Annotated in this window: 20 protein-coding genes and 1 tRNA gene; 11 read left to right on the forward strand and 10 right to left on the reverse strand. The window is 61.4% G+C overall.

The window, feature by feature from the left end:
* Window positions 1–198: 198 nt before the first annotated feature.
* The 6 genes from lon to J2X56_RS04595 form a co-directional block, all read right to left on the reverse strand.
* The gene (gene lon / locus J2X56_RS04570) at window positions 199–2,607 is read right to left on the reverse strand and encodes an endopeptidase La (RefSeq protein WP_121045672.1); all 2,409 of its coding nucleotides are present in this window, start codon (window positions 2,605–2,607) and stop codon (window positions 199–201) included.
* 283 nt (window positions 2,608–2,890) lie between these two features.
* Window positions 2,891–4,156, reverse strand: coding sequence for an ATP-dependent Clp protease ATP-binding subunit ClpX (clpX, locus tag J2X56_RS04575; protein ID WP_121045673.1), 1,266 nt, complete (start codon window positions 4,154–4,156; stop codon window positions 2,891–2,893).
* Window positions 4,157–4,422: 266 nt separating this feature from the next.
* The gene (clpP, locus tag J2X56_RS04580) at window positions 4,423–5,049 is read right to left on the reverse strand and encodes an ATP-dependent Clp endopeptidase proteolytic subunit ClpP (RefSeq protein WP_034341328.1); all 627 of its coding nucleotides are present in this window, start codon (window positions 5,047–5,049) and stop codon (window positions 4,423–4,425) included.
* 51 nt (window positions 5,050–5,100) lie between these two features.
* Entirely contained in the window at window positions 5,101–6,450 is a 1,350-nt protein-coding gene (gene tig / locus J2X56_RS04585) for a trigger factor (RefSeq protein ID WP_034350407.1), read from the reverse strand.
* A gap of 283 nt (window positions 6,451–6,733) precedes the next feature.
* On the reverse strand, window positions 6,734–7,231 hold the full coding sequence (locus J2X56_RS04590; protein ID WP_121045674.1) for a CreA family protein: 498 nt from the start codon (window positions 7,229–7,231) through the stop codon (window positions 6,734–6,736).
* Between the two features lie 137 nt (window positions 7,232–7,368).
* The gene (locus J2X56_RS04595) at window positions 7,369–7,563 is read right to left on the reverse strand and encodes a DUF1653 domain-containing protein (protein WP_204726496.1); all 195 of its coding nucleotides are present in this window, start codon (window positions 7,561–7,563) and stop codon (window positions 7,369–7,371) included.
* On the opposite strand from J2X56_RS04595, the gene J2X56_RS04600 reads away from it, so the two are divergent.
* The 3 genes from J2X56_RS04600 (at window position 7,562) to J2X56_RS04610 (ending at window position 8,374) form a co-directional block, all read left to right on the forward strand.
* A complete protein-coding gene (locus J2X56_RS04600) occupies window positions 7,562–7,684 on the forward strand; it encodes a hypothetical protein (RefSeq protein WP_269799922.1) in 123 nt (40 codons plus the stop codon). The genes J2X56_RS04595 and J2X56_RS04600 overlap by 2 nt on opposite strands.
* Window positions 7,685–7,768: 84 nt before the next feature.
* A tRNA-Leu gene (locus J2X56_RS04605) sits at window positions 7,769–7,855 on the forward strand.
* Window positions 7,856–7,999: 144 nt separating this feature from the next.
* A complete protein-coding gene (locus J2X56_RS04610) occupies window positions 8,000–8,374 on the forward strand; it encodes an HTH domain-containing protein (RefSeq protein WP_409025203.1) in 375 nt (124 codons plus the stop codon).
* Here the strand turns inward: J2X56_RS04610 and J2X56_RS04615 are convergent.
* Both J2X56_RS04615 and J2X56_RS04620 read right to left on the reverse strand, forming a co-directional pair.
* A complete protein-coding gene (locus J2X56_RS04615; protein ID WP_310158496.1) occupies window positions 8,337–8,738 on the reverse strand; it encodes a hypothetical protein in 402 nt (133 codons plus the stop codon). The genes J2X56_RS04610 and J2X56_RS04615 overlap by 38 nt on opposite strands.
* A 563-nt stretch (window positions 8,739–9,301) precedes the next feature.
* The gene (locus tag J2X56_RS04620; RefSeq protein ID WP_034331632.1) at window positions 9,302–9,790 is read right to left on the reverse strand and encodes an Hcp family type VI secretion system effector; all 489 of its coding nucleotides are present in this window, start codon (window positions 9,788–9,790) and stop codon (window positions 9,302–9,304) included.
* Window positions 9,791–10,339: 549 nt separating this feature from the next.
* Here J2X56_RS04620 and J2X56_RS04625 point away from each other — a divergent pair.
* A complete protein-coding gene (locus J2X56_RS04625; protein WP_121041438.1) occupies window positions 10,340–11,125 on the forward strand; it encodes a hypothetical protein in 786 nt (261 codons plus the stop codon).
* The gene (locus J2X56_RS04630; protein WP_121041440.1) at window positions 11,125–14,076 is read left to right on the forward strand and encodes a SpoIIE family protein phosphatase; all 2,952 of its coding nucleotides are present in this window, start codon (window positions 11,125–11,127) and stop codon (window positions 14,074–14,076) included. Before J2X56_RS04625 ends, J2X56_RS04630 begins: the two co-directional genes overlap by 1 nt.
* Before the next feature lie 35 nt (window positions 14,077–14,111).
* Here J2X56_RS04630 and J2X56_RS04635 read toward each other — a convergent pair whose 3' ends face one another.
* A complete protein-coding gene (locus J2X56_RS04635; RefSeq protein WP_310158502.1) occupies window positions 14,112–14,834 on the reverse strand; it encodes a GNAT family N-acetyltransferase in 723 nt (240 codons plus the stop codon).
* Between the two features lie 151 nt (window positions 14,835–14,985).
* Here J2X56_RS04635 and J2X56_RS04640 point away from each other — a divergent pair, with 151 nt between their 5' ends.
* The 5 genes from J2X56_RS04640 to hpnC all read left to right on the forward strand — a co-directional run bounded on the left by J2X56_RS04640 (window position 14,986) and on the right by hpnC (window position 21,479).
* Entirely contained in the window at window positions 14,986–17,520 is a 2,535-nt protein-coding gene (locus J2X56_RS04640; protein WP_209566693.1) for an MFS transporter, read from the forward strand.
* Between the two features lie 32 nt (window positions 17,521–17,552).
* Window positions 17,553–18,647: an ABC transporter substrate-binding protein gene (locus J2X56_RS04645; RefSeq protein ID WP_158601255.1), complete on the forward strand. Its 1,095-nt coding sequence runs from the start codon at window positions 17,553–17,555 to the stop codon at window positions 18,645–18,647.
* Between the two features lie 1,003 nt (window positions 18,648–19,650).
* Window positions 19,651–20,226: a hypothetical protein gene (locus J2X56_RS04650; RefSeq protein WP_310158507.1), complete on the forward strand. Its 576-nt coding sequence runs from the start codon at window positions 19,651–19,653 to the stop codon at window positions 20,224–20,226.
* A 146-nt stretch (window positions 20,227–20,372) separates the two neighbouring features.
* Window positions 20,373–20,657 (forward strand): hypothetical protein, encoded by a 285-nt coding sequence (locus J2X56_RS04655; RefSeq protein WP_006463927.1) that lies wholly within the window; start codon window positions 20,373–20,375, stop codon window positions 20,655–20,657.
* A gap of 12 nt (window positions 20,658–20,669) precedes the next feature.
* On the forward strand, window positions 20,670–21,479 hold the full coding sequence (hpnC, locus tag J2X56_RS04660) for a squalene synthase HpnC (RefSeq protein WP_204726512.1): 810 nt from the start codon (window positions 20,670–20,672) through the stop codon (window positions 21,477–21,479).
* A gap of 77 nt (window positions 21,480–21,556) precedes the next feature.
* Here hpnC and J2X56_RS04665 read toward each other — a convergent pair whose 3' ends face one another.
* Window positions 21,557–22,396, reverse strand: coding sequence for an HDOD domain-containing protein (locus J2X56_RS04665; protein ID WP_034331571.1), 840 nt, complete (start codon window positions 22,394–22,396; stop codon window positions 21,557–21,559).
* A 338-nt stretch (window positions 22,397–22,734) separates the two neighbouring features.
* Here J2X56_RS04665 and hpnD point away from each other — a divergent pair, with 338 nt between their 5' ends.
* Complete coding sequence (gene hpnD, locus J2X56_RS04670; protein WP_034331572.1) at window positions 22,735–23,568, forward strand: presqualene diphosphate synthase HpnD; 834 nt, start codon at window positions 22,735–22,737, stop codon at window positions 23,566–23,568.

The raw sequence follows: 23,568 nt of genomic DNA on the forward strand, positions 1-23,568 counted from the left end.
TCGCTTGCCTGACGGAAATTTTCCGCAGCGGCTATTAAACAAGCCCATCTGCAGCGCTGTCAAGCCAAGGCGCAGGCTTGACGCGATTTTCAGTGAGATTTTCACGCACATTCCCGCAGGCCGATACATGAAGCCTTTGGGTACATAAAAAAGGCGCCTCAACTGAGGCGCCTTTCAAAGCGGAGGACTCCCGCAGGATCAATGCTTCACAACCGGGTCCGTCGCACCTTCCTTCGGCTTGACGGCCGCTTCGACGATGGCTTCATCTTCGGTCAGCGGGACCGGCTGGCGCTCCAGCGCCACTTCCAGGACCTTGTCGATCCAGCGCACCGGGATGATCTCCAGCTTGTTCTTGACGTTGTCCGGGATCTCGGCCAGATCCTTCACATTCTGCTCAGGAATCAACACGGTCTTGATGCCACCGCGATGCGCCGCCAGCAGCTTTTCCTTCAGACCGCCGATGGGCAGCACCTCGCCGCGCAGCGTGATTTCACCGGTCATCGCCACATCAGCACGCACCGGAATGCCGCTGAAGATGGACACCAGCGCCGTGGTCATCGCAATACCGGCCGACGGACCATCCTTGGGCGTCGCACCTTCCGGCACGTGGATGTGAATGTCGCTCTTCTCGAACACCTCATTCTTGATGCCCAGCTTGCGGGCACGGCTGCGAACCACGGTACGTGCTGCCTCGATCGATTCCTTCATCACGTCGCCCAGAGTACCGGTGCGGATAATCTGGCCCTTGCCGGGCATGTTCACCGCTTCGATGGTCAGCAGGTCGCCGCCGACTTCGGTCCAGGCCAGGCCGACCACCTGGCCGATCTGGTTTTCCTTCTCGGCCATGCCGAAGTCATAACGACGCACGCCCAGGAACTTGTCCAGATTGCGCGAGGTGACGGTGACCTTCTTCTCCTGCTTCTTCAGCAGCAGCAGCTTGACCACCTTGCGGCAGATCTTCGAGACTTCGCGTTCCAGCGAACGCACACCGGCTTCACGGGTGTAGTAGCGAATGATGTCACGGATGGCTGATTCAGCCACGCTGATCTCGCCTTCCTTCAGGCCGTTGTTCTTGATCTGCTTGGGCAGCAGGTAACGCTGCGCAATGCTGGTCTTCTCGTCCTCGGTGTAACCCGACAGGCGGATCACTTCCATCCGGTCCAGCAGCGCCGGCGGGATGTTGAAGGAATTCGACGTCGCCACGAACATCACGTCCGACAAGTCGAAATCGACTTCGATGTAGTGGTCGGAGAAGGTGTGGTTCTGCTCCGGATCCAGCACTTCCAGCAGGGCCGACGAAGGATCGCCACGGAAATCCATCCCCAGCTTGTCGATTTCATCGAGCAGGAACAGCGGGTTGCGCACGCCGACCTTGGACAGGCTCTGCAGGATCTTGCCCGGCATGGAACCGATGTAGGTGCGGCGGTGGCCACGGATCTCGGCTTCATCACGCACACCACCCAGGGCCATGCGCACGAACTTGCGGTTCGTTGCGCGGGCGATGGATTGGCCCAGCGAGGTCTTGCCCACGCCCGGGGGGCCGACGAAGCACAGGATCGGTGCCTTCAGCTTGTCCACGCGCTGTTGCACGGCGAGGTATTCCAGGATGCGTTCCTTGACCTTCTCCAGGCCATAGTGATCGCCTTCCAGCACCTTCTCGGCATTGGTCAGGTCGTTGTTGACCTTGGACTTCTTCTTCCACGGCAAGGCCACCAGCGTGTCAATGTAGTTGCGCACCACGGTCGCTTCGGCCGACATGGGCGACATGAGCTTGAGCTTCTTCAGCTCGGATTGCGCCTTTTCCAGAGCTTCCTTGGGCATCTTGGCAGCGGCGATCTTCTTTTCCAGCTCTTCCAGATCGGCACCGTCTTCGCCTTCGCCCAGTTCCTTCTGGATGGCCTTGACCTGTTCGTTCAGGTAGTACTCGCGCTGCGACTTTTCCATCTGGCGCTTGACGCGCCCACGGATGCGCTTTTCCACCTGCAGGATGTCCAGTTCGCCTTCCAGCTGCCCCAGCAGATGCTCGTAGCGCTTGGTGACGTTGAAGATCTCCAGGATCACCTGCTTCTGCTCCAGCTTCAGCGGCAGATGCGCGGCGATGGTGTCGGCCAGGCGGCCAGCGTCATCGATTCCGGCCAGCGAGGTCAGGATCTCGGGGGGGATCTTCTTGTTCAGCTTCACGTACTGGTCGAACTGCTGCACGATGGTACGGCGCATGGCTTCGACTTCGGCCTCGTCGCCCTGCTCGGATTCGACCGGGGTCAGGTCGGCGACGAAGTGGGTTTCCAGTTCGCTGATGTGATGGATGCGGGCACGCTGTGCGCCTTCAACCAGCACCTTCACGGTACCGTCAGGCAGCTTCAGCATCTGCAAGATATTGGCCACGCAGCCGATTTCATAAATGTCTTCGGCCGAAGGCTCATCCTTGGCGGCGGCCTTCTGGGCTGCCAGCATGATGCTCTTGCCCTGCTCCATGGCCGCTTCCAGCGCCTTGATCGACTTCGGGCGGCCGACGAAGAGCGGAATCACCATATGCGGGAAGACAACCACATCCCGTAAGGGCAACAGCGGCAATTGCGATTGTTCTGTGAGTATAGGAGTCGTCATGGCGGGCCTTATCAATAAGTACTGTGAATGATGTTGGCACGAGTGACCAAAACACAAGTCCGGTGGAAGAAATATTCACCAGCTGCGCGTTGTCATGATCGCAACAAAATAAAAAAGCCACACGCGAAGCTAGCTCCGGGTGGCTTTTCGATGGAAGCCAGTTATGTGCGCCGGTTTATTTTACCGTGTTTGCGGTGACCGGACTTCGTGGTGGCTTCTTGCTTCCGGAAGGCCCCACTTGGGGGCCTTCCTTTTACTGCTCTTTACTTCACTTGCCGGGCAATCAGCCGCCCGAGACCTTGGGTTGGTCGTGATAGATCAACAGCGGCTTGGCACCATTGGTGATGGTGTTCTCGTCGACCACCACCTTGGCCACGTTCTGCTCGCTCGGAAGTTCATACATCACGTCCAGCAGGGCGTGCTCCAGGATGGACCGCAGGCCGCGTGCACCGGTCTTGCGCGCCAGGGCCTTCTTGGCGATGGCGTGCATGGCCGCCGGACGGATTTCCAGCTCTGCGCCTTCCATCTGCAACAGCTTGGCGTACTGCTTGATGAGCGCGTTCTTGGGCTCGATCAGGATCTGGATCAGGGCTTCTTCATCCAGCTCGTTCAAGGTCGCGATCACCGGCAGACGGCCCACCAGTTCCGGTATCAGGCCGAACTTGACCAGGTCTTCCGGCTCGGCATTCAACAGCACTTCCGAATTGCTCTTCTGGGTCTGGCTCTTCACGCTGGCCGAGAAACCGATGCCGCTCTTTTCGGAACGGTCGGAAATGATCTTGGCCAGGCCATCGAAGGCGCCGCCGCAGATGAACATGATGTTGGTCGTGTCGATCTGCACGAAGTCCTGGTTCGGATGCTTGCGGCCACCTTGCGGCGGCACCGATGCCATGGTGCCTTCGATCAGCTTCAGCAGGGCTTGCTGCACACCTTCGCCGGACACGTCGCGGGTGATGGACGGGTTATCCGACTTGCGGGAAATCTTGTCGATCTCATCGATGTAGACGATGCCCTTCTGGGCTTTCTCGACTTCGTAATTGCAGTTCTGCAGCAGCTTCTGGATGATGTTCTCGACGTCCTCGCCAACATAGCCGGCTTCGGTCAGGGTGGTCGCATCCGCGATCACGAACGGGACGTTGAGCATGCGTGCCAAGGTCTGTGCCAGCAAGGTCTTGCCGGAGCCGGTCGGGCCCACCAGCAGGATGTTGCTCTTGGCCAGTTCGACGTCATCCTTCTTGCCGAGGTGCTTCAGGCGCTTGTAGTGGTTGTAGACCGCCACCGACAGGATGCGCTTGGCGGTAGCCTGTCCGATCACGTACTGATCCAGCAGGTCGGTGATTTCCTGCGGGGTTGGCAGATCCGACTTGGTGCCGGTGACGCTTTCCACGCTGGCGGCTTCATCACGGATGATGTCGTTGCACAGGTCGATGCATTCGTCGCAGATGAAGACCGAAGGACCGGCGATGAGCTTCTTCACTTCATGCTGGCTTTTGCCGCAGAAGGAGCAATAAAGCAGTTTTTCGCCGCTGGAAGATTTTTTCTCGGACATAGAGCTACTAGAGTAAAAGTTACGACCCGATCATACCCGCGAAATCCGGATTCGTCACGGCTTGGTCATTTTTGCTGTCCCAAATTGCTTCACAGGACTGCCGTATGACCGTTATATGTCAGCCCAGGTGCCATTTATCAAGCAAATAGAACCCGAAAAGCCGCTCTGTGCCAATTTCGTCAAAATTTGGCCAAAAAAAAATGCCCGAACAACATTACGTTCGGGCATTTTTCGCGTTGGATGGTCGCCAATGCGATGACGCAAACTCAAGCGCGCTGGGTCAGCACCTGGTCGATCAGACCGTATTCCGCGGCGGCCTCGGCCGACATGAAATTGTCGCGATCGGTGTCCTTGCTGATCTGCTCGACGCTACGGCCGGTCTTCTCAGCGAGGATGGTGTTCAGACGTTCACGCAGGTACAGGATTTCACGTGCCTGGATCTCGATATCCGATGCCTGGCCCTGGGCGCCGCCCAGAGGCTGGTGAATCATGATGCGCGAGTTCGGCAGCGAGAAACGCTTGCCCTTGGCACCAGCAGCCAGCAGGAAAGCGCCCATGGAGGCAGCCAGACCCGTGCACAGCGTCGACACTTGCGGCTTGATGAACTGCATCGTGTCGAAGATCGCCATGCCGGCCGAAACCGAACCGCCAGGCGAGTTGATGTACAGGGAAATGTCCTTGTCCGGGTTTTCGCTTTCCAGGAACAGCAGCTGGGCCACGATCAGGTTGGCCATCGCATCATTGACCGGTCCGACCAGGAAAATGATGCGTTCCTTCAGCAGGCGCGAATAGATGTCGTAAGCGCGTTCGCCACGGCCACTCTGTTCGATCACCATCGGCACCATGCCGAGCATTTGGGTATCCAGTGCAGATTGCTTCATCAGACCTGTCATGTATGCATCCTTAAGCGTAAGAGTTTTCTGATACTACTAGAGAAAACCGGATTACGCTTGCGCCTGATTACCCATCAGTTCGTCGAACGAAACCGGCTTTTCCGAGACCTTGGCCTTGCCGAGAACGTAGTTGACGACGTTTTCTTCCAAAACAAGAGCTTCGACTTCGGCCAGACGGCGACGGTCGGAGAAGTAGTACTTCAGCACTTGTTGCGGATCTTCGTAGCTTTGGGCGAAGTCTTCGATCTGGGCCTTGACCTGCTCTTCGGTGGCTTCCAGCTTGTTCTGCTTGACCACTTCAGCCAGGATCAGGCCCAGGCGCACGCGGCGCTCGGCCTGGGCGGTGAACAGTTCCTTGGGCAGTTGCATGACCTTCGGGTCCATGCCGCGCTGGGCCATGTCCTGACGGGCCATTTCGGACAGGCGCTCGACGTCCTGATCGATCAGGGCCTTGGGCACTTCCAGTTCCGACGCCTTGATCAGGGCGTTCATGACGCTGTCCTTGGTCTTGGCCTTGGTGCGGGCGGTGACTTCGCGCTCCAGGTTCTTCTTGATGTCTTCGCGCATCTTGGTCAGGTCGCCGTCTTCGATGCCCAGGGATTGAGCGAAGACTGCATCGACTTCAGGCATGTGGGCCCATTCGATCTTCTTGACGGTGATGGTGAATTCAGCGGTCTTGCCGGCCACGTCCTTGCCATGATAGTCCTCGGGGAAAGCCAGCGGGAAGGACTTCGACTCGCCGACCTTCAGGCCGATGGTCGCAGCTTCGAATTCCGGCAGCATGCGGCCTTCGCCCAGCACGAACGGGAAGGCATCGGCCTTGCCGCCCTGGAATTCAACGCCGTCGATCTTGCCGACGAAGTCCACGGTCACGCGGTCGCCGTTCTGGGCCGACTGGTCGGCACCGCCGTCGCCGTGCGCGCCTTGCTCGCCCTTGACGTGGTAGTGCACGCGCTGCTTGCGCAGGATGTCGATGGTCTTGTCGATTTCGGCGTCGGAGACGGCCGCGGTGGTCTTCTCGACTTCAGCGCCGGACAGGTCACCCAGGGTGACTTCCGGATAGACTTCGAAAGTGGCGTCGAAGGCCAGCTTGCCTTCGCCGGCTTCTTCGCTGGTCTTGGGTTCGATGCGGGGGAAACCTGCCACGCGCAGATTGTTTTCGACAGCAGCGTCGTTGAATGCGCGGCCGACCTTGTCGTTCAGGACTTCGGTTTCGACCTGGTAGCCGAACTGGGCGGCAACCATCTTCATCGGCACTTTACCCGGACGGAAACCCGGTGCCTTGGCGGTACGGGCGCGCACCTTCAGGCGCTTTTCCACTTCAGCCTGAACATCGGCCAGCGGGAAAGACAGGGTCATACGACGTTCGAGTTTGCTCAGGGTTTCGACTGCAGTTGCCATTTAAATCGTCCAAATGTTAAGAATTCCGTAAGCCGGAGCATGCTGTCTTCCATCCCAATCATCAGACTGCAGACGAAAAGCGCCCTGCCCGGCCGCGCTAAAGCTCGCTATTTTATACGCAAAAAGCGCCGATAGTCCAAAAATGGGCTTGCCATGCTGCAAACAGCAGCAAATCCCCTCCAAAGCCCGCCGGGCCAGCGCCGGTGCGGCCCGCCAACGCGTGACCGCCGCCCATGGATTGCCTGTCAGCAAAGTCCACCGTAAAGAATTTAGAGAATTTTCCTCATTTCACCGGAATCGGCGTGGAAGGTGCCACCGGCACGGCGGTGACGGCATTCATCGGGCTGCCATCGATGAGCTTGTCCGAATAGGTCAGGTAGACCAGCGTATTGCGCTTGGTATCGACCACCCGCACGACGTGCAGGCGTTTGAAGAGAATGGACATGCGCTCGCTGAAGACGTCTTCCTGGACCGGCAGCTTGTCCTGGAATTGCAGGGTCGGCGCCACCTGGCGGCAGGCGATGGAGGCTTCGGACTTGTCCTCGGCCAGGCCGACCGTGCCCTTGACGCCACCGGTGCGGGCACGCGAGACGTAGCAGGTCACGCCCTGCACCTTGGGATCATCATAGGCTTCGATGACCACGCGGTCGTTCTTGCCCAGCCAGCGGAAGGCGGTGCTGACGTCGGCCAGTTCTTCGGCCGAGGCCACATGGGGAATGGTGGCGGCAAGGGCGAAGACGGAGAAGATCGCCCCGGCCAGGGCGCGTGCTTGATGTTTCATGAGGATGCCCGAATAAGGTGAATGGAATTTATGAAGGATTGAAGTAGACCGTCATGCGCGCGCATTGTTCAGCTTGCATCCGCCAGCGACGCGGTTTTGCATCGAATCGCAGCAGCCACCCGGAACTACGGGCTGGATCAGTCCTCAATCTTTTCGAAACGCGGCACCTGCTTGCCGTCGACCTCGACCGTTTCGAAGAAGACATCGCGCGGACGCAGCCAAAGGCGGCCATCGGCGGCGCGGTAGATGATCATGGGCGTGAGGTCGGCTTCGAGGATGGCCTCGTCGATATAGTCATAGATGCCGCCCTTGTAGTGACGATAGCGTGTCATGGCGATCCTGCTGGCTGGAAGAAGAAGCGGCATGGTACTACCGATCAGCGGCGGCACAAAAATGTCCGCACAGAAAAACGCCCACAGTGACAACACCTTGCAGTACAATGGCGCGCTTTGACAAATTGCTACCTGCATCGGTAGCGGCAGGTCTGCGGCGAAAGCCCTGCCAGACTGCTATCGCACCGGTGCCCGACCCCCTTCAGCGAGGATGGCGAAATTGGTAGACGCACCAGGTTTAGGTCCTGACGCCAGCAATGGTGTGGGGGTTCGAGTCCCCCTCCTCGCACCAGAAAATCCCTTTAAAATCAATAACTTAGATGTTGAATTGCATTGAAATCTGACCCACTTTCTCAGGAAATTTGCATCCTAAGTTGACCCATGTTTAGACCACAATCCTGCTCATGACAGCGAGCGGGAGAACGGAGTGATAAACGTGGCCCTACTTGGAATTATTCGACGCTGGTACATCAGAGACCATATCTCAATCCGGGAAATCGCTCGTCGCCTGGACATCTCACGCAACACGGTTCGCCGTTATATCCGGTCGGATGCGATCGAACCCGCATACCCGGCAAGGCATTCGCCCAGCTCCCTTGATGAGTTTGCTCCCAGGCTCTCCGCTTGGCTGAGCGCTGAATCCGTTAAATCTCGCAAGCAACGAAGAACCCTGAAACAGATGTTCCTGGATCTAAAAGAACTGGGATATCAAGGGTCGTACGACCGTGTGGCCGCCTTTGGTAGACGATGGAAGGTGGGTCAAATGGAGAGGGTCAAATCTGCGAGCAAATCAACACACGTGCCAACTTGATTTCCCCGAAATCAAAAGCTAGCCCAGCAGAAACAGCAAAATCACGAACCTTCTTAAAAAACCATCGCTGTGCGTGCTTTAACTCATACAAGGAATGAATAACACGCGCAGCTGCGAACCGCTGCAGACGAGATCCTTCAGCGCATCCTTCCAATGCGACCATCGCGAGCTGCATATCCATAATGAAATGCTCGACATGGACACCTATATTTCGTAGATCTCGCATGAGGGGATCTTTCATTAGCGGAGCGAGCGTAACCACGACAGCCGAAAATTTCTCAGACGAACGCGCCACTTCGTCCGCCAGCTCATTGCTGATCCTGAATTTTTTAGCGAGAGCTAGCTCCCTATTATTCTCATCCACAGCGAAGCATCCCTTTAATCCCAAGCATCTGCCGAAATATACACGAGCTTGCTATGAGCAAAACAATGGCAATGACAACCTTATGCCAGCATCCCCGCTACAACACGCTTCATTATTGTGTAGTGAGGATATTCGAGCCCCCCTCCTCGCACAAAAAATCTCTTTGAAATCAAAGACTTAGAAATTCTCGACTGACATTATTGCGCGTATTGTGTGACAGTTTTAGCACAGTAATGCCAGCAGAATCAGAAGCTGACTCTGTTTAGGTGCAAACAAAAAGGCCTCTACCGCTCATGCACCAGAGGCCTTTGTTTTTCCTTCTCGGCGGCTCAGCCTTGCCATACCGGCGGCATATTTTCGTCAGACGAAGAAAATGTCGTGATCAATGTCCGGCAGATGGCCAAAAGTCAGGGGCTACATGCCGATAAATCATCTCAGCTGTGCCGACAAACTCCATTGAGCATTCTTTTCTCGTTCATCGAAGCCTTCCCACATGGGGCAGATAACAACAGCGCCAGCCCTGCCTGCTGGCAGAGCCGGCGCTACTGGTTTACCCCAGGCACTCAGGACTTCGGAGCGAGCCAGGAGTCTTCTGCCTCGATACCGTCCGGATCGAAGGTCCAGGTGATCTTCTCGTAGGTGAAGGAGATGTCTTCCATGTGACCCATCTGCTGATTGGTCGGCGTCAGGCAGTTCGGCGTCCAGGCACGCATGTTGGTCAGGATGGCGTTGGACAGCTTGACCGTGTAGTACTTCTCTTCCGTGCCCTTGGGCGAGATGCGGTAGTACTCCAGCGTCACATCCTTCATCTGCTCGCCCGAAGTCAGCGCCTGGAACAGCTTGGGCGAGGACTTGTCGATTTCCTTGGTCAGCGTCATCGGCAGGTGCACGCGCTTGCCGGTCGGCAGCCCGGTCTGCGGGCTCTTCGGGATCTCGATGGTGTGATCCACGGCTTGCACCAGGATCTTGCCTTCGTGACCCTTCACTTTGGTCGAGCCTTCGATCTTGCCCTGGTTCTGGCCTTCGAGGATCAGGTAGCATGGCATCGGCATGATGATTTCCTTTATGTAGAGAGTCGGTTGGTTCGCTGTTGATAGCGTAATGGGCAGATCCATTCATGGGGCCCGCTCCGGCGGCAAGGCCCCTCAGCCCCACACGCCATCATTTGCCTGCCCCTGCCCAGTCCTTCTTCAGCGCCCTGGGCATGGAAATCATTCTGGGGCGCTTTCGTTACCGGCACATTTCACGCCCGCACCGTTTCGGTTACAGTTGAAACACAAGGATGTCTCACACCCCGGCAATTGCGTCAGCCGGACGTGACTCTCGGGCCCTGCGCCAACGCGCCTGCTGGCGCGCAACGGCGGTTTTCCGTCACCGAGGCCGCTCATTTCCATCTACAATAGCGCGCGGATTGATCGACGCAGCCGGCATCTGACCGGCAAGGGCGCTCAGTACGGGGGGATGGCCGTGAAAATATCAAGGGGCGGGAAAAACAGCTGGGCAAACGCAGCCGTCGCGTCATGCACTTCGAGTGAGGCGTGTGCTTGCGTCGGTCCGTTCACATCCAGCGCATCAGGCGTTGACGAGGGAGCCGACCTGGCATGAACTCGCTGAAGCGCCTCTGGATGTTCACGCTCACGCTGAACCGTTTTTTCGTCATGTTGCTGGCACTGGTGCTGCTCGTGGGCAGCGTGGCCGGTGTACTGGCCTGGCGCGAGGCGCTGGAACAACGCAGTGCTGTCCTGCGCGAGGCACGATTCCAATTCAATCTCAACACCATCAAGCGCCAGCTCGAATCCGGACTGCAGGTCGGGCTGCAACTGCCCGAGCAGACCGGCATGCAGCATCTCATAGAGCAGGTGCGCGCCTACGAGGTGGTCATTCGTTCCATCGACGTCTTCGACGCCCAGGGGCATATTGTTTTCAGTACCGATGGCGGTGGCGTGGGTGCCAACATCCCGGTGTCCTGGCGCCAGTCCTGTCTGAGCGCGACTGCAGCCAACTGGGGGGCGGAGGATGAAGAGGGCCGCCTGCTGTGCGGTTCGGTCATCACCGGCTTCGATCAGGTCGCCGGGGGAGTGGCCCTGCGCTACGGCCTGCCGGACCGCAGCAGCCTGCTCAATCAACTGACGCGCTATTGGCCGATGTTGCTGGGATTGGGCGCGACGCTGCTGTGCGGTGTCGGCCTGCTGGCGTGGCTGCTGTTGCGCCCGCTGGAGCGGGATCTGCAAGCGCAGACCGCCGCCCTCGCCGGCGAGGGTACGGCGCACAACGATGCCTTGTGCGGTCCGTTGGCCGATGCCATCGTGCAAGGCCACGCCTTGCAGCAAGCGCTGGCGCAGGTCGACCGCGAAGCCGATCGGCTCGACAACCTGGAGGCGAGCTGATGCTGCCCCGCCCCTTGCGCAGGCTTTGGCTGAGCTGGTCCTTGCTGATGCTGGCGGCCTTGATGGCGCTGGTCGCCGGCCTGGGATGGATGGCCCACCGCGCAGCCGCCGATCTGGCGGCTCCCGAATTGAAGCAAAGCTCGCGCCTGATTGGCCGCACCTTGGTCGGCGATCTGGAACGGGCCCTGGCCTATCGCATTCCCATCGCCCGCCTGGTCGGCGTCGATGCCTGGTTCAATGGACTGGCGCGCGACAATCCCATGCTGGACCTGCTGGTGCTGACCGATGCCCAGGGCAATATCCTGGCCAGGCTTGGCGGCGATGCGACCGTGCTGCGCGAGCTGGGCGCGGCTTCCGCCCAAACCACGGCGGCACATGGCATGGCGCGCGGCAGTTTCAGTTACATCGAAACCTTGCCAATCAAGACCCCCGACGGCGCGCTGGCCGGCTGGTTGCACGTGGGCAGCAAAGCTCCCCCCCTGCCGCTCTACGGCTGGTGGTGGTCGCTGTCGGCAGCCGTCGTCCTGGCCGCACTGGCGACCCTCAGCCTGTTGCAACTGGTCCGCTGGCGCCTGCAGTCGCCCTTGGCGCTGTCGCACCAGTGCACCCTGGCACTGGCCGGCGGGAAGTTGTCGCACCTGAGCGATGTACCGGTACGCGATCCGGCTTCGCAATATCAGGCGGCCCTGGCGGGATACCTGCATACGCTGCGGCGCCGTAACGATGCGTTGCTGCTCAAGCTGGAGGAAGTCCGCGCGGCGCATTTCAACCCCGCCATCGTCGAGACCCTGGATAACTTGGCGCGCCCGCTGTTGGCGCGCCGTCCGCCCTCCCATCAGGAGGCCGCGCAGTCCACCGCTCGCGGTGCGAATGCTCAGCACCGTGCGCTACTGGTCACACTGATGTGTGTGCTGACCCTGCTGACCTGCGCCTATGGGCTGCACCGACAATACCAGCAGGCGGATCAGCGCAGGCTCCTGGAAAGCGGCTCACAACTGCTGCTGCAGTCCTGGCAAGCTGTGCTCGATGAAGACCGTAACCAGCTCGACCAGGATCTGGCACCGCTGCTGACCGCAGAGGCCGGCCAGCGGCTGCTACGCGACAAGAGCCCTGACGATGTCCTGGAGACGGTGATACGGCACAGTACCCGACCCGGGCTGGCGCTGGCCGTGCTGGAGCTGGACGGCTCGCTGCATGCCGCCGCCGGCCAGTCGCGCGAAGCCACCACCATTCCTGTGCTGACCTTGCCCTTGCTGCGGGGCGCCACCGATGGCCTGTACGGCATCTGGCAAAACGGTGTGCGCGATTATCAGAGCGGTGCCGTCAGGCGCATCGAGGTCGAGGGACACGCCCTGCTGCTGGTGGCCACCCGCCCGCTGGAAAAGAGTCTGGGCCGCCTGCGCGAACGCCTGCTGGCCACTCGCTTGGCAGCCGGGGACGACGGCGCAAGCAGTCTGCAGGTGGCGGTGGCCGACCTGCGCGGCCAGCCGGTACTGGACGCCTATGCGTCACTGACCAGTCTATGGCGCGCCCACGATCGCAGCAATTTCATGCGCGATGGCAATCAGGCCGCAGTCCTGGTGAGCCTGGCCCTGAATGCACCCAGCGGGCATGCGCTGGGCACCTTGTTGGCCATGCTTCCGCAGGCGCCCCGGCTGGAACCGGACGAAGACCTGGCGATCCTGCTGTGGGCAGCACTGGCGGCATCGGCCCTGCTGGCCTTGCTGCTCTACGTGCGCAGCCCGTTCGTGTTGCTCGGACAGGCGACACGGCAGCTGGAAAGACTGGCCGATGGTGACACCGATGTCCAGGCGCCCTTGCAGGGCGTTCGCCAGGTACGGCTATGGCACGGCATGATGCAGCGTATTGCCGGCAAGATCGATGCCCTCGAAACGCTTCGCCGTTCCCGCGAGCGCCAGGGCAAGCGTCAGGCGCGTTTCATCCGGCGCCAGATGATGCAGCTGGCCGAGCGCCTTGATGAAGCCGCCCGCCGCGGCATCCTGGAGGACCTGCACCGCATCGAGCACGGCCGGCGCCCGGATGCGACCAGCGATTCCGGAACCGATGAGCGCGCCGGGCGCATCGCTGACGAATTCGGCGTGCTGGCACTGGGTTTCCAGAACTTGGTGAGCCGCGTCGGCGAGCAATACCAGGAACTGGACCGCCTGGTAAACCAGCTCCGCGAGGCCTTGCAAGCCAAGACCCAGTTCATCGCGCTGCAACAAGAACTCGAAATCGCCAGCAAGATGCAGTTATCCATCCTGCCCCGGCAATTCGCCGCCAATCCGGCCTTGTCGCTGCACGCCATGATGATTCCGGCCAAGGAAGTCGGCGGCGATTTCTATGACTTCTTCGACCTCGACGCCCATCGCACTGCCCTGGTGATTGCCGACGTTTCCGGAAAGGGCGTGCCTGCGGCATTCTTCATGGCCGTGTCACGCACGTTGCTACGTGCCATTGCGCCGTATACGAGCAGCGCAGCGGCCTGCATCGCGCGCGTCAACGATCTGCTGGCAGCAGACAATGAAGAGATGATGTTCGTGACCCTCTTCTACGCCATCCTCGACACTCGTGATGGCAGCATGCACTACATCAACGCCGGGCATAACCCTCCCTACCTGCTGCGTGCGGACGGGTGCGCCGGACATCCTCCCGCGACCCGAGGCATTGCCCTGGCAGTGGAGACGGACATGTATTTCGAGCAGGGAACGGTACAGCTTGCGCCGGGCGATGGCCTGTTCCTCTATACCGACGGCATTACCGAAGCCACCGATCCTGATCAACAGCTGTTTGGCGAGCAGCGGCTCATCGAAGAGCTGAAACAGGCGACCGGACGGCCGGTAGACCAGATTACCCGACACGTTGTCGAGCGCATCAAGGACTTCGAGGCTGGCGGACCGCAAGCCGATGACATTACTTGCATGATGGTGCGCTACCGGGGTGGCGCATGAATACTCCCGCCCCGCCGCCCCTGGCGCCCTCGGCCTCAGAACGGCAGATGGCCCGGCAAGCGGCGCTGGAAGCGCAGGTGCGCCTCGCGCAGCGAACGTTGTTCCCCTACGCCGATGTAGCCGGCGGCAAGCGCCTGCTGCTGGCCGCTCAGGTTGTCGCTGCCGATCAGGCGCTCGTCGCTGGCGACGACGACGGGCCTGCGCCGCATGTCGATGAGGGTGAGCTGTCGTTGCAAGCCATCGATGTCGCCGGCCCAGGCAATGTGCATGCCCGAGCGCAGCATGTTGTGACGGCTGGAATGATTGCGAAGCGAGACCATGCCCATGCAGACGTTGCGGCCATAGCCGCGCGCCAAGGCCAGGCGGGCAGCCAGCAGCGCCCGCTGCAAGCCGATGCCACGCCATCCCTCGCGCACCATGCAGCTTGCCAGGTGAGCCACCTCCATCCGATCGCGCGGCGGCAGGCCGATCACCGCACCCAGGTTGGCGGGATCCTCCGGGTGCGGCAAGGCCAACATGGCATAGGCCACAAGGCTGCCCTCATGGAAGATGCCGATGGTGGCACCATGTGCACCGAGGTGTTGCAGCAGGAAAGTGTGCTCATCGGATTCGCGCACATAGCAATCGGGATCGGGCAACGCCGCCAGCACTTCATCACGCAGCGCCTTGAGAGCCGGCAGGTCATCCCGCAAGAGCAAACGGCTGTGCAGCTCCGACCGGCCGGCGAAACCGCCGACAGACATCTGCGTGGACATCATGGAATATTGCGTCGAATACAAGTCTGAATCTCCTAGACAAGCGTAGGGAAATACTCAGTCTTCGGCGCGAGGAGGGGGAAGGTAAAACTGAATGTGGTTGGAGTCTAACATGGGAAAGCAAGAGTTGGATACTTCAGTTCAAGCGCACTCAATGCGAAAAAAACTGCGTCGCCAGGCGATGCAGTTTTCAGGCTTGTTCTGCGGCTTGCTGTTCTGCCTGACACTGGTACTGATCATCTGGCGGGTCGAGCAGATGTTGACGACGCTGGCCCAGGACAGGACCGATCGCATCGTGCGCCAGCTGGTCGAGGAAGGCGAAGGCGCCATGCGGCTGGGGATCGATGCTGGCGACCTGCAGTTCTACCAGGAGCGTCTGGAGCGCTTGCGCCAGGACGATCCGGGCATCTTGCTGGCCTTCGTCGAAACTCGTACCGGCGAGGCCGTGGCGGAATCGGGCGACCGTGCCCTGCGCCGGCTGATTGATCCACGCTGGATCCAGCGCCTGATGAGCGGGGGACGCAGCGCGGCCAGTGAACTGCGTCACCTGCCGGCGCACACGATCAGCGGTGCCACTCTGTTCGATCCGACCGGTAGCCCGGTAGCCAGCCTGTGGCTGGTCGCGAGCCCCGAGGCGCTGCGCATCCAGGCGCGCAGCGCAGCCCAGGCGGTGGTCCTGAAGGCCTTGCCGCTGGCGGTGCTGTCCTGCCTGGTTCTCTACCTGGCCATGCATGGCTGGGCCAGGCGCAGCATCTGGCTGGTCACCGGCCACACCGGCACGGCCGGTAGCCGGCGCGCGCGCCGCGCCGCGCCGCTGATGCTGGCGGCCCTGTTGCTGGCTTCTCCGGCGATGATCTGGATCGCTCGTGAAGCCGCCCGCCCCTATGTCAGTGCACAGATCGAATCCAGCGCCGACATGGTGGCAGCCAGCGTGGCCGGCCAGGTCCAGCGCGCGCTGCAGCTGGGCGTGCCACTGCAGTCGCTCAACGGGCTGCCAGCCCTGTTCGCGGATCGACTGGCGGTGGCGCGCGAGCTGTCCTGGCTGGCCCTGCGCGGCCCCGACGGCCAGGAACTGGCGCATGCCGGCACCAGCCATCCGGATGACATCATGACCGAGCGCAGCGCCCCGGTTGGCGGCAGCAGCGCCCGCATCGTGGCCGCCTATTCGCACAACTACGTGGATCGCGCACTGGGCGCAATGCTGCTGGACCTGGTACTGGCCGTGGTCATCAGCGTGGTGCTGCTGCGTGAGCTCACCCGAGGGCTGTGGCGCCGTTCGCTGCTGCATCCTTTGCTGGACTATCGCATTGCCCGCGTCTGGTGGTGGATTGATGGCCTGCGGGGACGCAAGCCCTCGTCGAAGACCGTCGAAGAGGCACGCAAGAAATGCAAGGCTGAACTCTCCATCGCCGCCTCGGGCCACGTCCACGGCGAGATCGACAGCGGCGGCACGGATTTCGGCGTCCAGCTGACGCGGCTACGGCTGGCGGTGTTCCTGATTGCGCTGTCGGATGAATTGCTGCGTCCCTTCTTCACCGCTTTCGCAAGTGAGATGCAAACGTCTTCTGCATGGCTGTCACCGGCCATGCTGGCCGGTCTTCCGGTGGTGGCCTTCATGAGCATGCTGGCCTTGTCGCAGATCATCGGCCCCATGCTGGCACAACGTTTCGACCTGCGCCGCATGCTCATGCTCGCTGCACCGGCAGGCGCCCTGGCGCTGGTCGGAACGGCCTTCACCCACGATGTTGGCGCGCTGGTATTGTTGCGCTCGGTCAGCGGCGCAGCCTACGGCCTGGGATTGATCCTGGTGCAGACCGCCATCGTGCGCCATGCGCCTCCAGCCCAACGCGCCCGCAGTCTGGCGGAGGTAGCTGCGGCCATCGTCGCCGCCGGCATCGTCGGCCCTCCGTTCGGCGGCATGCTGTCAGGCCGTATCGGCGACGCCCACGCCTTGCTGGCCTGCGCGCTGGCGATGATCGGCGCCCTGGTGGTGGCATCGCGCCTGCGCCTGTCGTGCACCGCCCGGGATGCTGAGACTCCGGTAACCACCACGGCACCCACCTGGCGTGGCTACCTGGCGGTCCTCCACAACTGGCGGGCCATGTGCGTGATCCTGGGGTCGGCACTGCCGGCCAGGCTGGTGGCTGTGACCGTCCTGGTGGTGGTGGCACCGCTGTACGTCAGGCAGCTGGAGCTGTCAGCCGATGCCGCCGGCCGGGTGATGTTGATGTATTTCCTGTGCTTTGCCGCAACCGCCTCGTTGATGGCGCACTGGTCTGACCTGCTAGGGCAGCGCAAACCGTTCATTGTGGCCGGTTGCCTCGTGGCTGCTGTGGCCTGCCTGCAGTTGCCGGCCATCCAGGGCATCGGCGGACTGGCGCTTTGCTGCGCCTTGCTGGGTGTGGGTCAGGCGGTCCAGTCCTCGCCCCAGATCACGCTGGTGACCGAGCTGTTCGAGCGCAAGGAGGCCTCCGTTCAGGCCGCCACGCCTGAGCAGGCGCTGGCGGCCTTCCGCCTGATCGAACGGGGTGGCAGTATCATCGCCCCCTTCGTGACCGCATTGGCGATCGCGCTGCTGGGCCTGGAGGGGGCGGTAGCGGCCGTGGGCGTGTTGCTGGCGCTGGGCGCGCTCGGAGTCTGGCTGGGGCTGCGACCCTCTGCGCCGCTGGCGATCAGCGCTCGCTCTTGATGAATCACGTGCTTATACCAAGGAATTGTTCCATGCATGCCTTCTTTGCTTTCACGTCGGCCGGGATGACCCGCTTGCTGTGTGCGCTTTTTCTCTGCAATGCGACGCTGGCCATGGCCCAGATGCCGACTCCCCGGGACCAACCGGTGGAGGCGCGCAATATCGCGACGGTGACCATTGCCATGGTCCTGCCGCGCGAGGAACAGAATATCGAGGAAGCCTTCAAGGCTTATCTGCAGCATCAGGGCCTGTCGGTGCATTACATCCCCATTCGCTTCAGCGGCAGAGCCGAGGATGCCGGCCGCTTGCGCCAGGAAGTGCGCGATGCGCATCCCGACCTGATCTATTCCTGGGGCACGCCCACCACCCTGGCACTGGCTGGCAAGGTCGATGGCCCGGCGGGCGACGCCATTCGCGACATTCCCATCGTCTTTACGGAGGTGACCGATCCGGTCGGAGCCGGACTGATGCGCTCACTGGATCACCATGAGAGCAACGTCACCGGCGTGAGTCACGTAGCGCCGCTGCCGGTGCAGCTCAATGCGATACGCTCATATCGCCCGTTCAGTCGGCTGGGCTACCTGCACAATCCGGCCGAACCCAATTCCGCGCTGGTCCGCGCCCAGTTGCAGCAACTGGCAGCGCAGCAGAAATTCGAGGTGGAAAGCGCCGACATTCCGCTCGATGCCCGCGGCGAACCCGATGTCCAGGCCCTGCCGGCTCTGATCCGCCGCATGGCCGAACGCAAGGTGGATTTCCTGTACATCGGCCCCAGTACGTTACTGGCCTTCACCCACCGGGATCTGGTCACCGGGGCGGCGCTGCAGGCCCGCCTGCCCACGTTCTGCGCCACCGAGAGCATCGTGCGGCGCTCCGGCTGCATGTTCGGATTGTTTTCCAACGGGGCCAACACCGGGCGTTACGCTGCGGCCAAGGCCTTGCAGATTCTGGTACAGCATATCCCTGCACAACGCATACCAGCCTCCACCCTGCAGCGCTTCTCGCTGCTGATCAACATGCGCACCGCGCAGAGTCTGGACTTGTACCCGCCCATGCTGCTGCTCAATATCGCTGAAGTCATCGGCTTGGGACCGAACCCGTTGCGGCTGGGCATGGCGCCGCGATGAGCCGGAAATACACAGTCCATCTGGACTAGTGCCAATGTCCCTGAGAATTCCTAAAATGCTGTTGGATTTGCCGACTTCAGGAGGGGAACCGGACCGCCATTCAGCGGGCCGGGCTTCGGGGGGGTGGCGAGTCCGGATCACCACAACAAGAAGCGACCAAATGCGCGACAGGCTCATCGGCTTGTCGCGCTGGATTGCAAACTCAACACGTTCACCAGGGCCTGGGCGAGCCGACAGGCTGACTCTGCGCCATTAATCCCGCCATTTACCTGGGCTTCATCAGGAAGAAAGGGGCGAATCGATTGCATTTCAGATGCACAAAGTCAACTGAATCGTCTGGCACTTACCTACCCTCTCAAGGGGTTTTCTCCTGACTCAGAGCGAGCCGGGGGCGGATTAATCGCTGCCTGAATGAAGAGATATTGACGTCTCGCCGTAGAGCCCAAAAAGAGAATCCAACTATGCACTGCCTCGTCGCACAGCATCGTCGACCAAATTCGATCTCAACAAGAAAATGCCAGAATCAAGAGGGCGTAAATAGGCGCAAGACGCATTACAGTATCGAACCGTCTCCGGGCCATTGATACGCCGTGAAGCCCACCCTTGCTTCACCGACCTAACTCCTTTGAGCAGCAAAACGCGCCTGCAACGGCTCACCCTCGTGGCACCCGGCCACTGCCGACCCTTCGTCACAGGCCGCACCGGCATGAAAAAAAATATCATGCCCCCTTCCCGCCTCCCCCGCTTCCAGTCCTCACCGCCACCGCTTTGAACGACCATCAGTCCCCTCACGTTGGCATTTCTCTTGTGGTCAGTTCTTGTCAAGCGGCCAACGGCACTTTTGTGCGATTTACCGAAGCATTTCAATCCGATTGAATCGCCCCGGGACAACAAAATTCATATAGCAAGCTTGCGGCACCGTGCCATCCCGGCGCTGGCACTTCCGGCCAGCGTCCGGGCCACGCGGCATTGCAAGCAACACGTCCCCGGGGAAAGACGCAGCATGCGCAGACTCTCTCCGAACGCCTTCGCCTTTACCGGCGTAATTGAAAGGGAACCCGTGTCAACCACCACCTCGCAGGATCAACCCAAGGCAGCATCGTCGCTTTCGCATCCGGTCATCACTCGCATCGACAAGCGCTTCGTCCAGATCAAGACCGGCACCGGCACCAAGATCGTCTTTGCGCCGATCTCGCCCGACATCAAGCTCTTCGATCCACCGGAAAAGCCCGCCACCACGCCACCGGCCACCAGGCCGCCAGCCATTGCGAGCAAGCCCGTCGTCGCGCCGCCCTTGGCCAGCCCCACCAAACCGGCAGCAGCCAAGCCGTCGCCCATCCAAACGCCGGTCAACGTCAAACCGGATATCGCACCGCCACCCATCACCAGCAAGCCCGCAGCCATTGACGATGGGGCCGATTGGAGCCAGTCCGGATTGAGCGGCTGGCACCAGGCAAGCCGGTGGCGAATCAAGACCTCGCCGCCGGCTTCTGTTTTTTTGCAATTTGCTTCACCAGCCCCCAAGGCGGCGGCCCCCGACGGGCGACGGCAAGGGGCTGCCGGAGAAAACTTCACTTGAAGGCTTTTTTGCTGCGATCCACGCACGCTGGGCTGATTGCGCCTCGCCTGCCCGCAGCGGCGTGCTGAACTGCTACAATCCGCGCCTTTGCTGGCTGCTGCAGGAGCCTATCCTGCCCCAGCCGCGCCATCCCGCGAGGACCCGCCATGCCCACCCAGGAAGAATTCGACGCACTCAAGCAAAGCCACAACGCCTTGCTCAACAAGTTCATCGAGAACAATACCGCTGACCAGATCCTGTTCTCCACCCTCTTCACGGCAGCGGCCGTGCTGTCCAAGGATGGCAAGCAGTTCACCGAAGGCGCCATGGGCATTGCCCGCTCGCTGGCCGCGCAGTTGAATGCCGGCGGCACCATGCCCAAGGCCCTGCTGGAGACGGTCGAAACCCGCATCGCCACCATCGAGGCGCTGCTCAAGGACAAGTTCGACTGAGTCACGTGCCCCATGGCCGTCGATCACTACGAGAACTTCCCCGTGGCCTCGCTGTTGCTGCCGGCCCGCCTGCGGCCGGCAGTCACCGCCATCTACGCCTTTGCCCGCAGCGCCGACGACATCGCCGATGAAGGCGACGCCCGCCCTGAAGAACGACTGGCCGCGCTGCATGCCTACGACGCGCAGCTCGACCTGATCGAGCAGCAGTTGCCCTGCACGCATCCCGTCTTCCCGCGTCTGCAGCAGACCATCGCCGATCACGCCCTGCCCCTGCAACCCTTCCGCGACCTGCTCTCGGCCTTCCGCCAGGATGTGGTGACCACCCGTTACCCCCGCTATGCGGACCTGCTGGACTACTGCCGCCGGTCTGCGAACCCGGTAGGAACTCTGATGCTTCACCTGTACGGTGCGGCAAATGAAGAAAACCTCCGGGATTCGGATGCCATCTGCAGTGCCTTGCAGCTCATCAACTTCTGGCAAGATGTGGCCATCGACTGGCAAAAGGCGCGCATCTACCTGCCGCTGGAAGACCTGGAGCACTTCGGCGTCAGTGAAAACGACATCGCCCAAGCCTGCAGCGACCAGCGCTGGCAACAGCTGATGCAGTTCGAGGTCACGCGGGCGCGTGCATTGATGCTTTCCGGTGCCCCGCTGGCGCGCCGCCTGCCGGGCCGTATCGGGCTGGAACTGCGCATGGTGGTGCAAGGCGGGCTGCGCATCCTGGAGCGCATCGAGGCGGTGCAAGGCGATGTCTTCCGCCAGCGCCCCAAGCTGGGCAAGCCGGACTGGCTCCTCGTCGGCTGGCGCGGCCTGACCCGATAAGCCGCAGCCGCAATGAAAAAGCCCCGCCCGGCACATTGGCCGGGCAGGGCTTCAAGAAGAAGCGGTCGCGTACTGGTTCAGACCAGCAAGGCAGCGGTCAGGGTGCGGATCTGTTCTTCGGAATCATCCAGCATCTCGCGCAGCGAACGGTCCCCGATGTAATCATCCACCAGGTTCTCGCCACCGATGCCGGCCTCGGCCACCACGGTGCGTTGCAGCGGCGAGGGCACCGGCGACAGTTCCTTGGCCAGCAGCAGCACGTCGCCGATGGTCTGCGGCGGCAGCACCCGCACGCCATGCCACAGGGATTCGATGGCATCGACCACCGGCTGCGGCACGCCCAGCTTCTTGAGCACGGCACGGCCGATCATCTTCTCTCCGTATTCCATCCAGTCCTCAGTACCGCCGTCGAGCAGCCCGGGGAAGTCATCCGTGCGTGAGAGCAGGTAGAAGCCACCCACTTCATGCACGATGCCGGCAAACATCGCCGTTTCCGGATCGGCCTTGGTCAGCTTGGAGGTCAGCACATAGGCGGTGGCCGCCACGTGGGCGCAGTGCTCCCACAGCTGGGCCGACTTGATGCGCATGCCGGGATTGTTGATGGTCCGCCCCAACTGGCGCACGATCACCGACGTCGTGATGGTGTTCAGGGTGCGGAAGCCCAGCCGCATCACGGCCGCCCGCACGTTGTTGATCTCGCCGCCGGAACGGTTGTAGGCCGCCGAATTGGCAATGGCCACGGTACGCGCCGACACCAGCGGCTCGGCCATCACCAGCTTGGCAGCCAGCTCCAGATGGCAGTCCGGGTCGGCCAGGGCCTTTTGCAGCTTCAGCGAGGCGCTGACGTTGGCCGGGAATACCAGCTCGCCGCGACCAGCCTGCGAAGCGATGTTGCGAAAGATTTCCAGTCTGTCCATATTGTCTCCAGCCTCCAGGGGGCCATCGTCGATGGCCGGGGTTGCCGATGTGCCGCGCTGCAAGCGGGGTTGACCGCTGCAGCGCCACGTCTGGTTAGATTAACGGCAGAATTCATCCGGATTTGATGTCATGTGAATTTGTTTTTCCGGGATGCGCTTGACCCGAGCTTAATGGACAACGCCGGGGGCCGCAATAGACGGGTTTCAGGCCCCGTTTCAAGGCCAGGTCAACGGCAGCCGGCATTTGCCCTGCCGGGCGCACTCGGCTAGCATAGCGCCTTTGCCGCAGGGGGCCGTCAGGCTGCCTGCCCCATGCTTCAACCGCCCGCCACGCATCCATGTCTCCAGACGAATACTGCCAGCAGAAGGCCGCCGCCAGCGGTTCCAGTTTTTATTACAGCTTCCTGTTCCTGCCGCCGCAACGCCGGCTGGCGATCACGGCGCTGTACGCCTTTTGCCGCGAGGTCGACGACACCGTCGATGAAATCGAGGACGCCATGGTGGCCCGCACCAAGCTCATGTGGTGGCGCAAGGAAATCGCAGCCATGCTCGAAGGCCAGCCCACGCACCCGGTCACCAAGGCCCTGCATCCGCACGTGGCGACCTACCAGCTCAAGGGAGAACACCTGCAGGCCATCATCGATGGCATGGAAATGGACCTGGACCAGACCCGCTACCTCGACTATCCCGGCCTGCAGCGCTACTGCTGGCACGTGGCCGGGGTGGTCGGGGTGCTCTCGGCCAGCATCTTCGGCCATACCCAGCCCGGCACCCTGCTCTTTGCCGAAAAGCTGGGGCTGGCCTTCCAGCTCACCAACATCATCCGCGATGTCGGCGAGGATGGCCGCAAGGGCCGCATCTACCTGCCCGTCAATGAATTGCAGCAATTCAACGTCACCGCCGCCGACATCCTCAACGCCCGCCACAGCGAGCGCTTCGAGGCACTGATGAAGTTCCAGGTCGAGCGCGCCCAGGCGGTCTATGACGAAGCCTTCGCCCTGCTGCCCAAGGAGGACCGCCGCGCCCAGCGCCCCGGCCTGATGATGGCCGCCATCTATCGCACCCTGCTGGACGAGATCACGCGAGACGGCTACCACGTGCTCAACCAGCGCATCTCACTCACCCCCATCCGCAAGCTCTGGCTGGCCTGGAAGACCTATGTCTTCGGCTGA

Source organism: Herbaspirillum sp. 1173 (assembly GCF_031455335.1).
GTDB classification, from domain to species: Bacteria; Pseudomonadota; Gammaproteobacteria; order Burkholderiales; family Burkholderiaceae_D; genus Herbaspirillum; species Herbaspirillum huttiense.

Bases quoted from the DNA above. Each gene is read 5' to 3' on its own strand.
- lon (WP_121045672.1), bottom strand. From the start codon at position 2,607: ATGACGACTCCTATACTCACAGAACAATCGCAATTGCCGCTGTTGCCC.
- clpX (WP_121045673.1), bottom strand. From the start codon at position 4,156: ATGTCCGAGAAAAAATCTTCCAGCGGCGAAAAACTGCTTTATTGCTCC.
- clpP (WP_034341328.1), bottom strand. From the start codon at position 5,049: ATGACAGGTCTGATGAAGCAATCTGCACTGGATACCCAAATGCTCGGC.
- tig (WP_034350407.1), bottom strand. From the start codon at position 6,450: ATGGCAACTGCAGTCGAAACCCTGAGCAAACTCGAACGTCGTATGACC.
- J2X56_RS04590 (WP_121045674.1), bottom strand. From the start codon at position 7,231: ATGAAACATCAAGCACGCGCCCTGGCCGGGGCGATCTTCTCCGTCTTC.
- J2X56_RS04600 (WP_269799922.1), top strand. From the start codon at position 7,562: ATGGCGATCCTGCTGGCTGGAAGAAGAAGCGGCATGGTACTACCGATC.
- J2X56_RS04595 (WP_204726496.1), bottom strand. From the start codon at position 7,563: ATGACACGCTATCGTCACTACAAGGGCGGCATCTATGACTATATCGAC.
- J2X56_RS04620 (WP_034331632.1), bottom strand. From the start codon at position 9,790: ATGCCGATGCCATGCTACCTGATCCTCGAAGGCCAGAACCAGGGCAAG.
- J2X56_RS04625 (WP_121041438.1), top strand. From the start codon at position 10,340: ATGAACTCGCTGAAGCGCCTCTGGATGTTCACGCTCACGCTGAACCGT.
- J2X56_RS04630 (WP_121041440.1), top strand. From the start codon at position 11,125: ATGCTGCCCCGCCCCTTGCGCAGGCTTTGGCTGAGCTGGTCCTTGCTG.
- J2X56_RS04635 (WP_310158502.1), bottom strand. From the start codon at position 14,834: ATGATGTCCACGCAGATGTCTGTCGGCGGTTTCGCCGGCCGGTCGGAG.
- J2X56_RS04640 (WP_209566693.1), top strand. From the start codon at position 14,986: ATGCGAAAAAAACTGCGTCGCCAGGCGATGCAGTTTTCAGGCTTGTTC.
- J2X56_RS04645 (WP_158601255.1), top strand. From the start codon at position 17,553: ATGCATGCCTTCTTTGCTTTCACGTCGGCCGGGATGACCCGCTTGCTG.
- J2X56_RS04650 (WP_310158507.1), top strand. From the start codon at position 19,651: ATGCGCAGACTCTCTCCGAACGCCTTCGCCTTTACCGGCGTAATTGAA.
- J2X56_RS04655 (WP_006463927.1), top strand. From the start codon at position 20,373: ATGCCCACCCAGGAAGAATTCGACGCACTCAAGCAAAGCCACAACGCC.
- hpnC (WP_204726512.1), top strand. From the start codon at position 20,670: ATGGCCGTCGATCACTACGAGAACTTCCCCGTGGCCTCGCTGTTGCTG.
- J2X56_RS04665 (WP_034331571.1), bottom strand. From the start codon at position 22,396: ATGGACAGACTGGAAATCTTTCGCAACATCGCTTCGCAGGCTGGTCGC.
- hpnD (WP_034331572.1), top strand. From the start codon at position 22,735: ATGTCTCCAGACGAATACTGCCAGCAGAAGGCCGCCGCCAGCGGTTCC.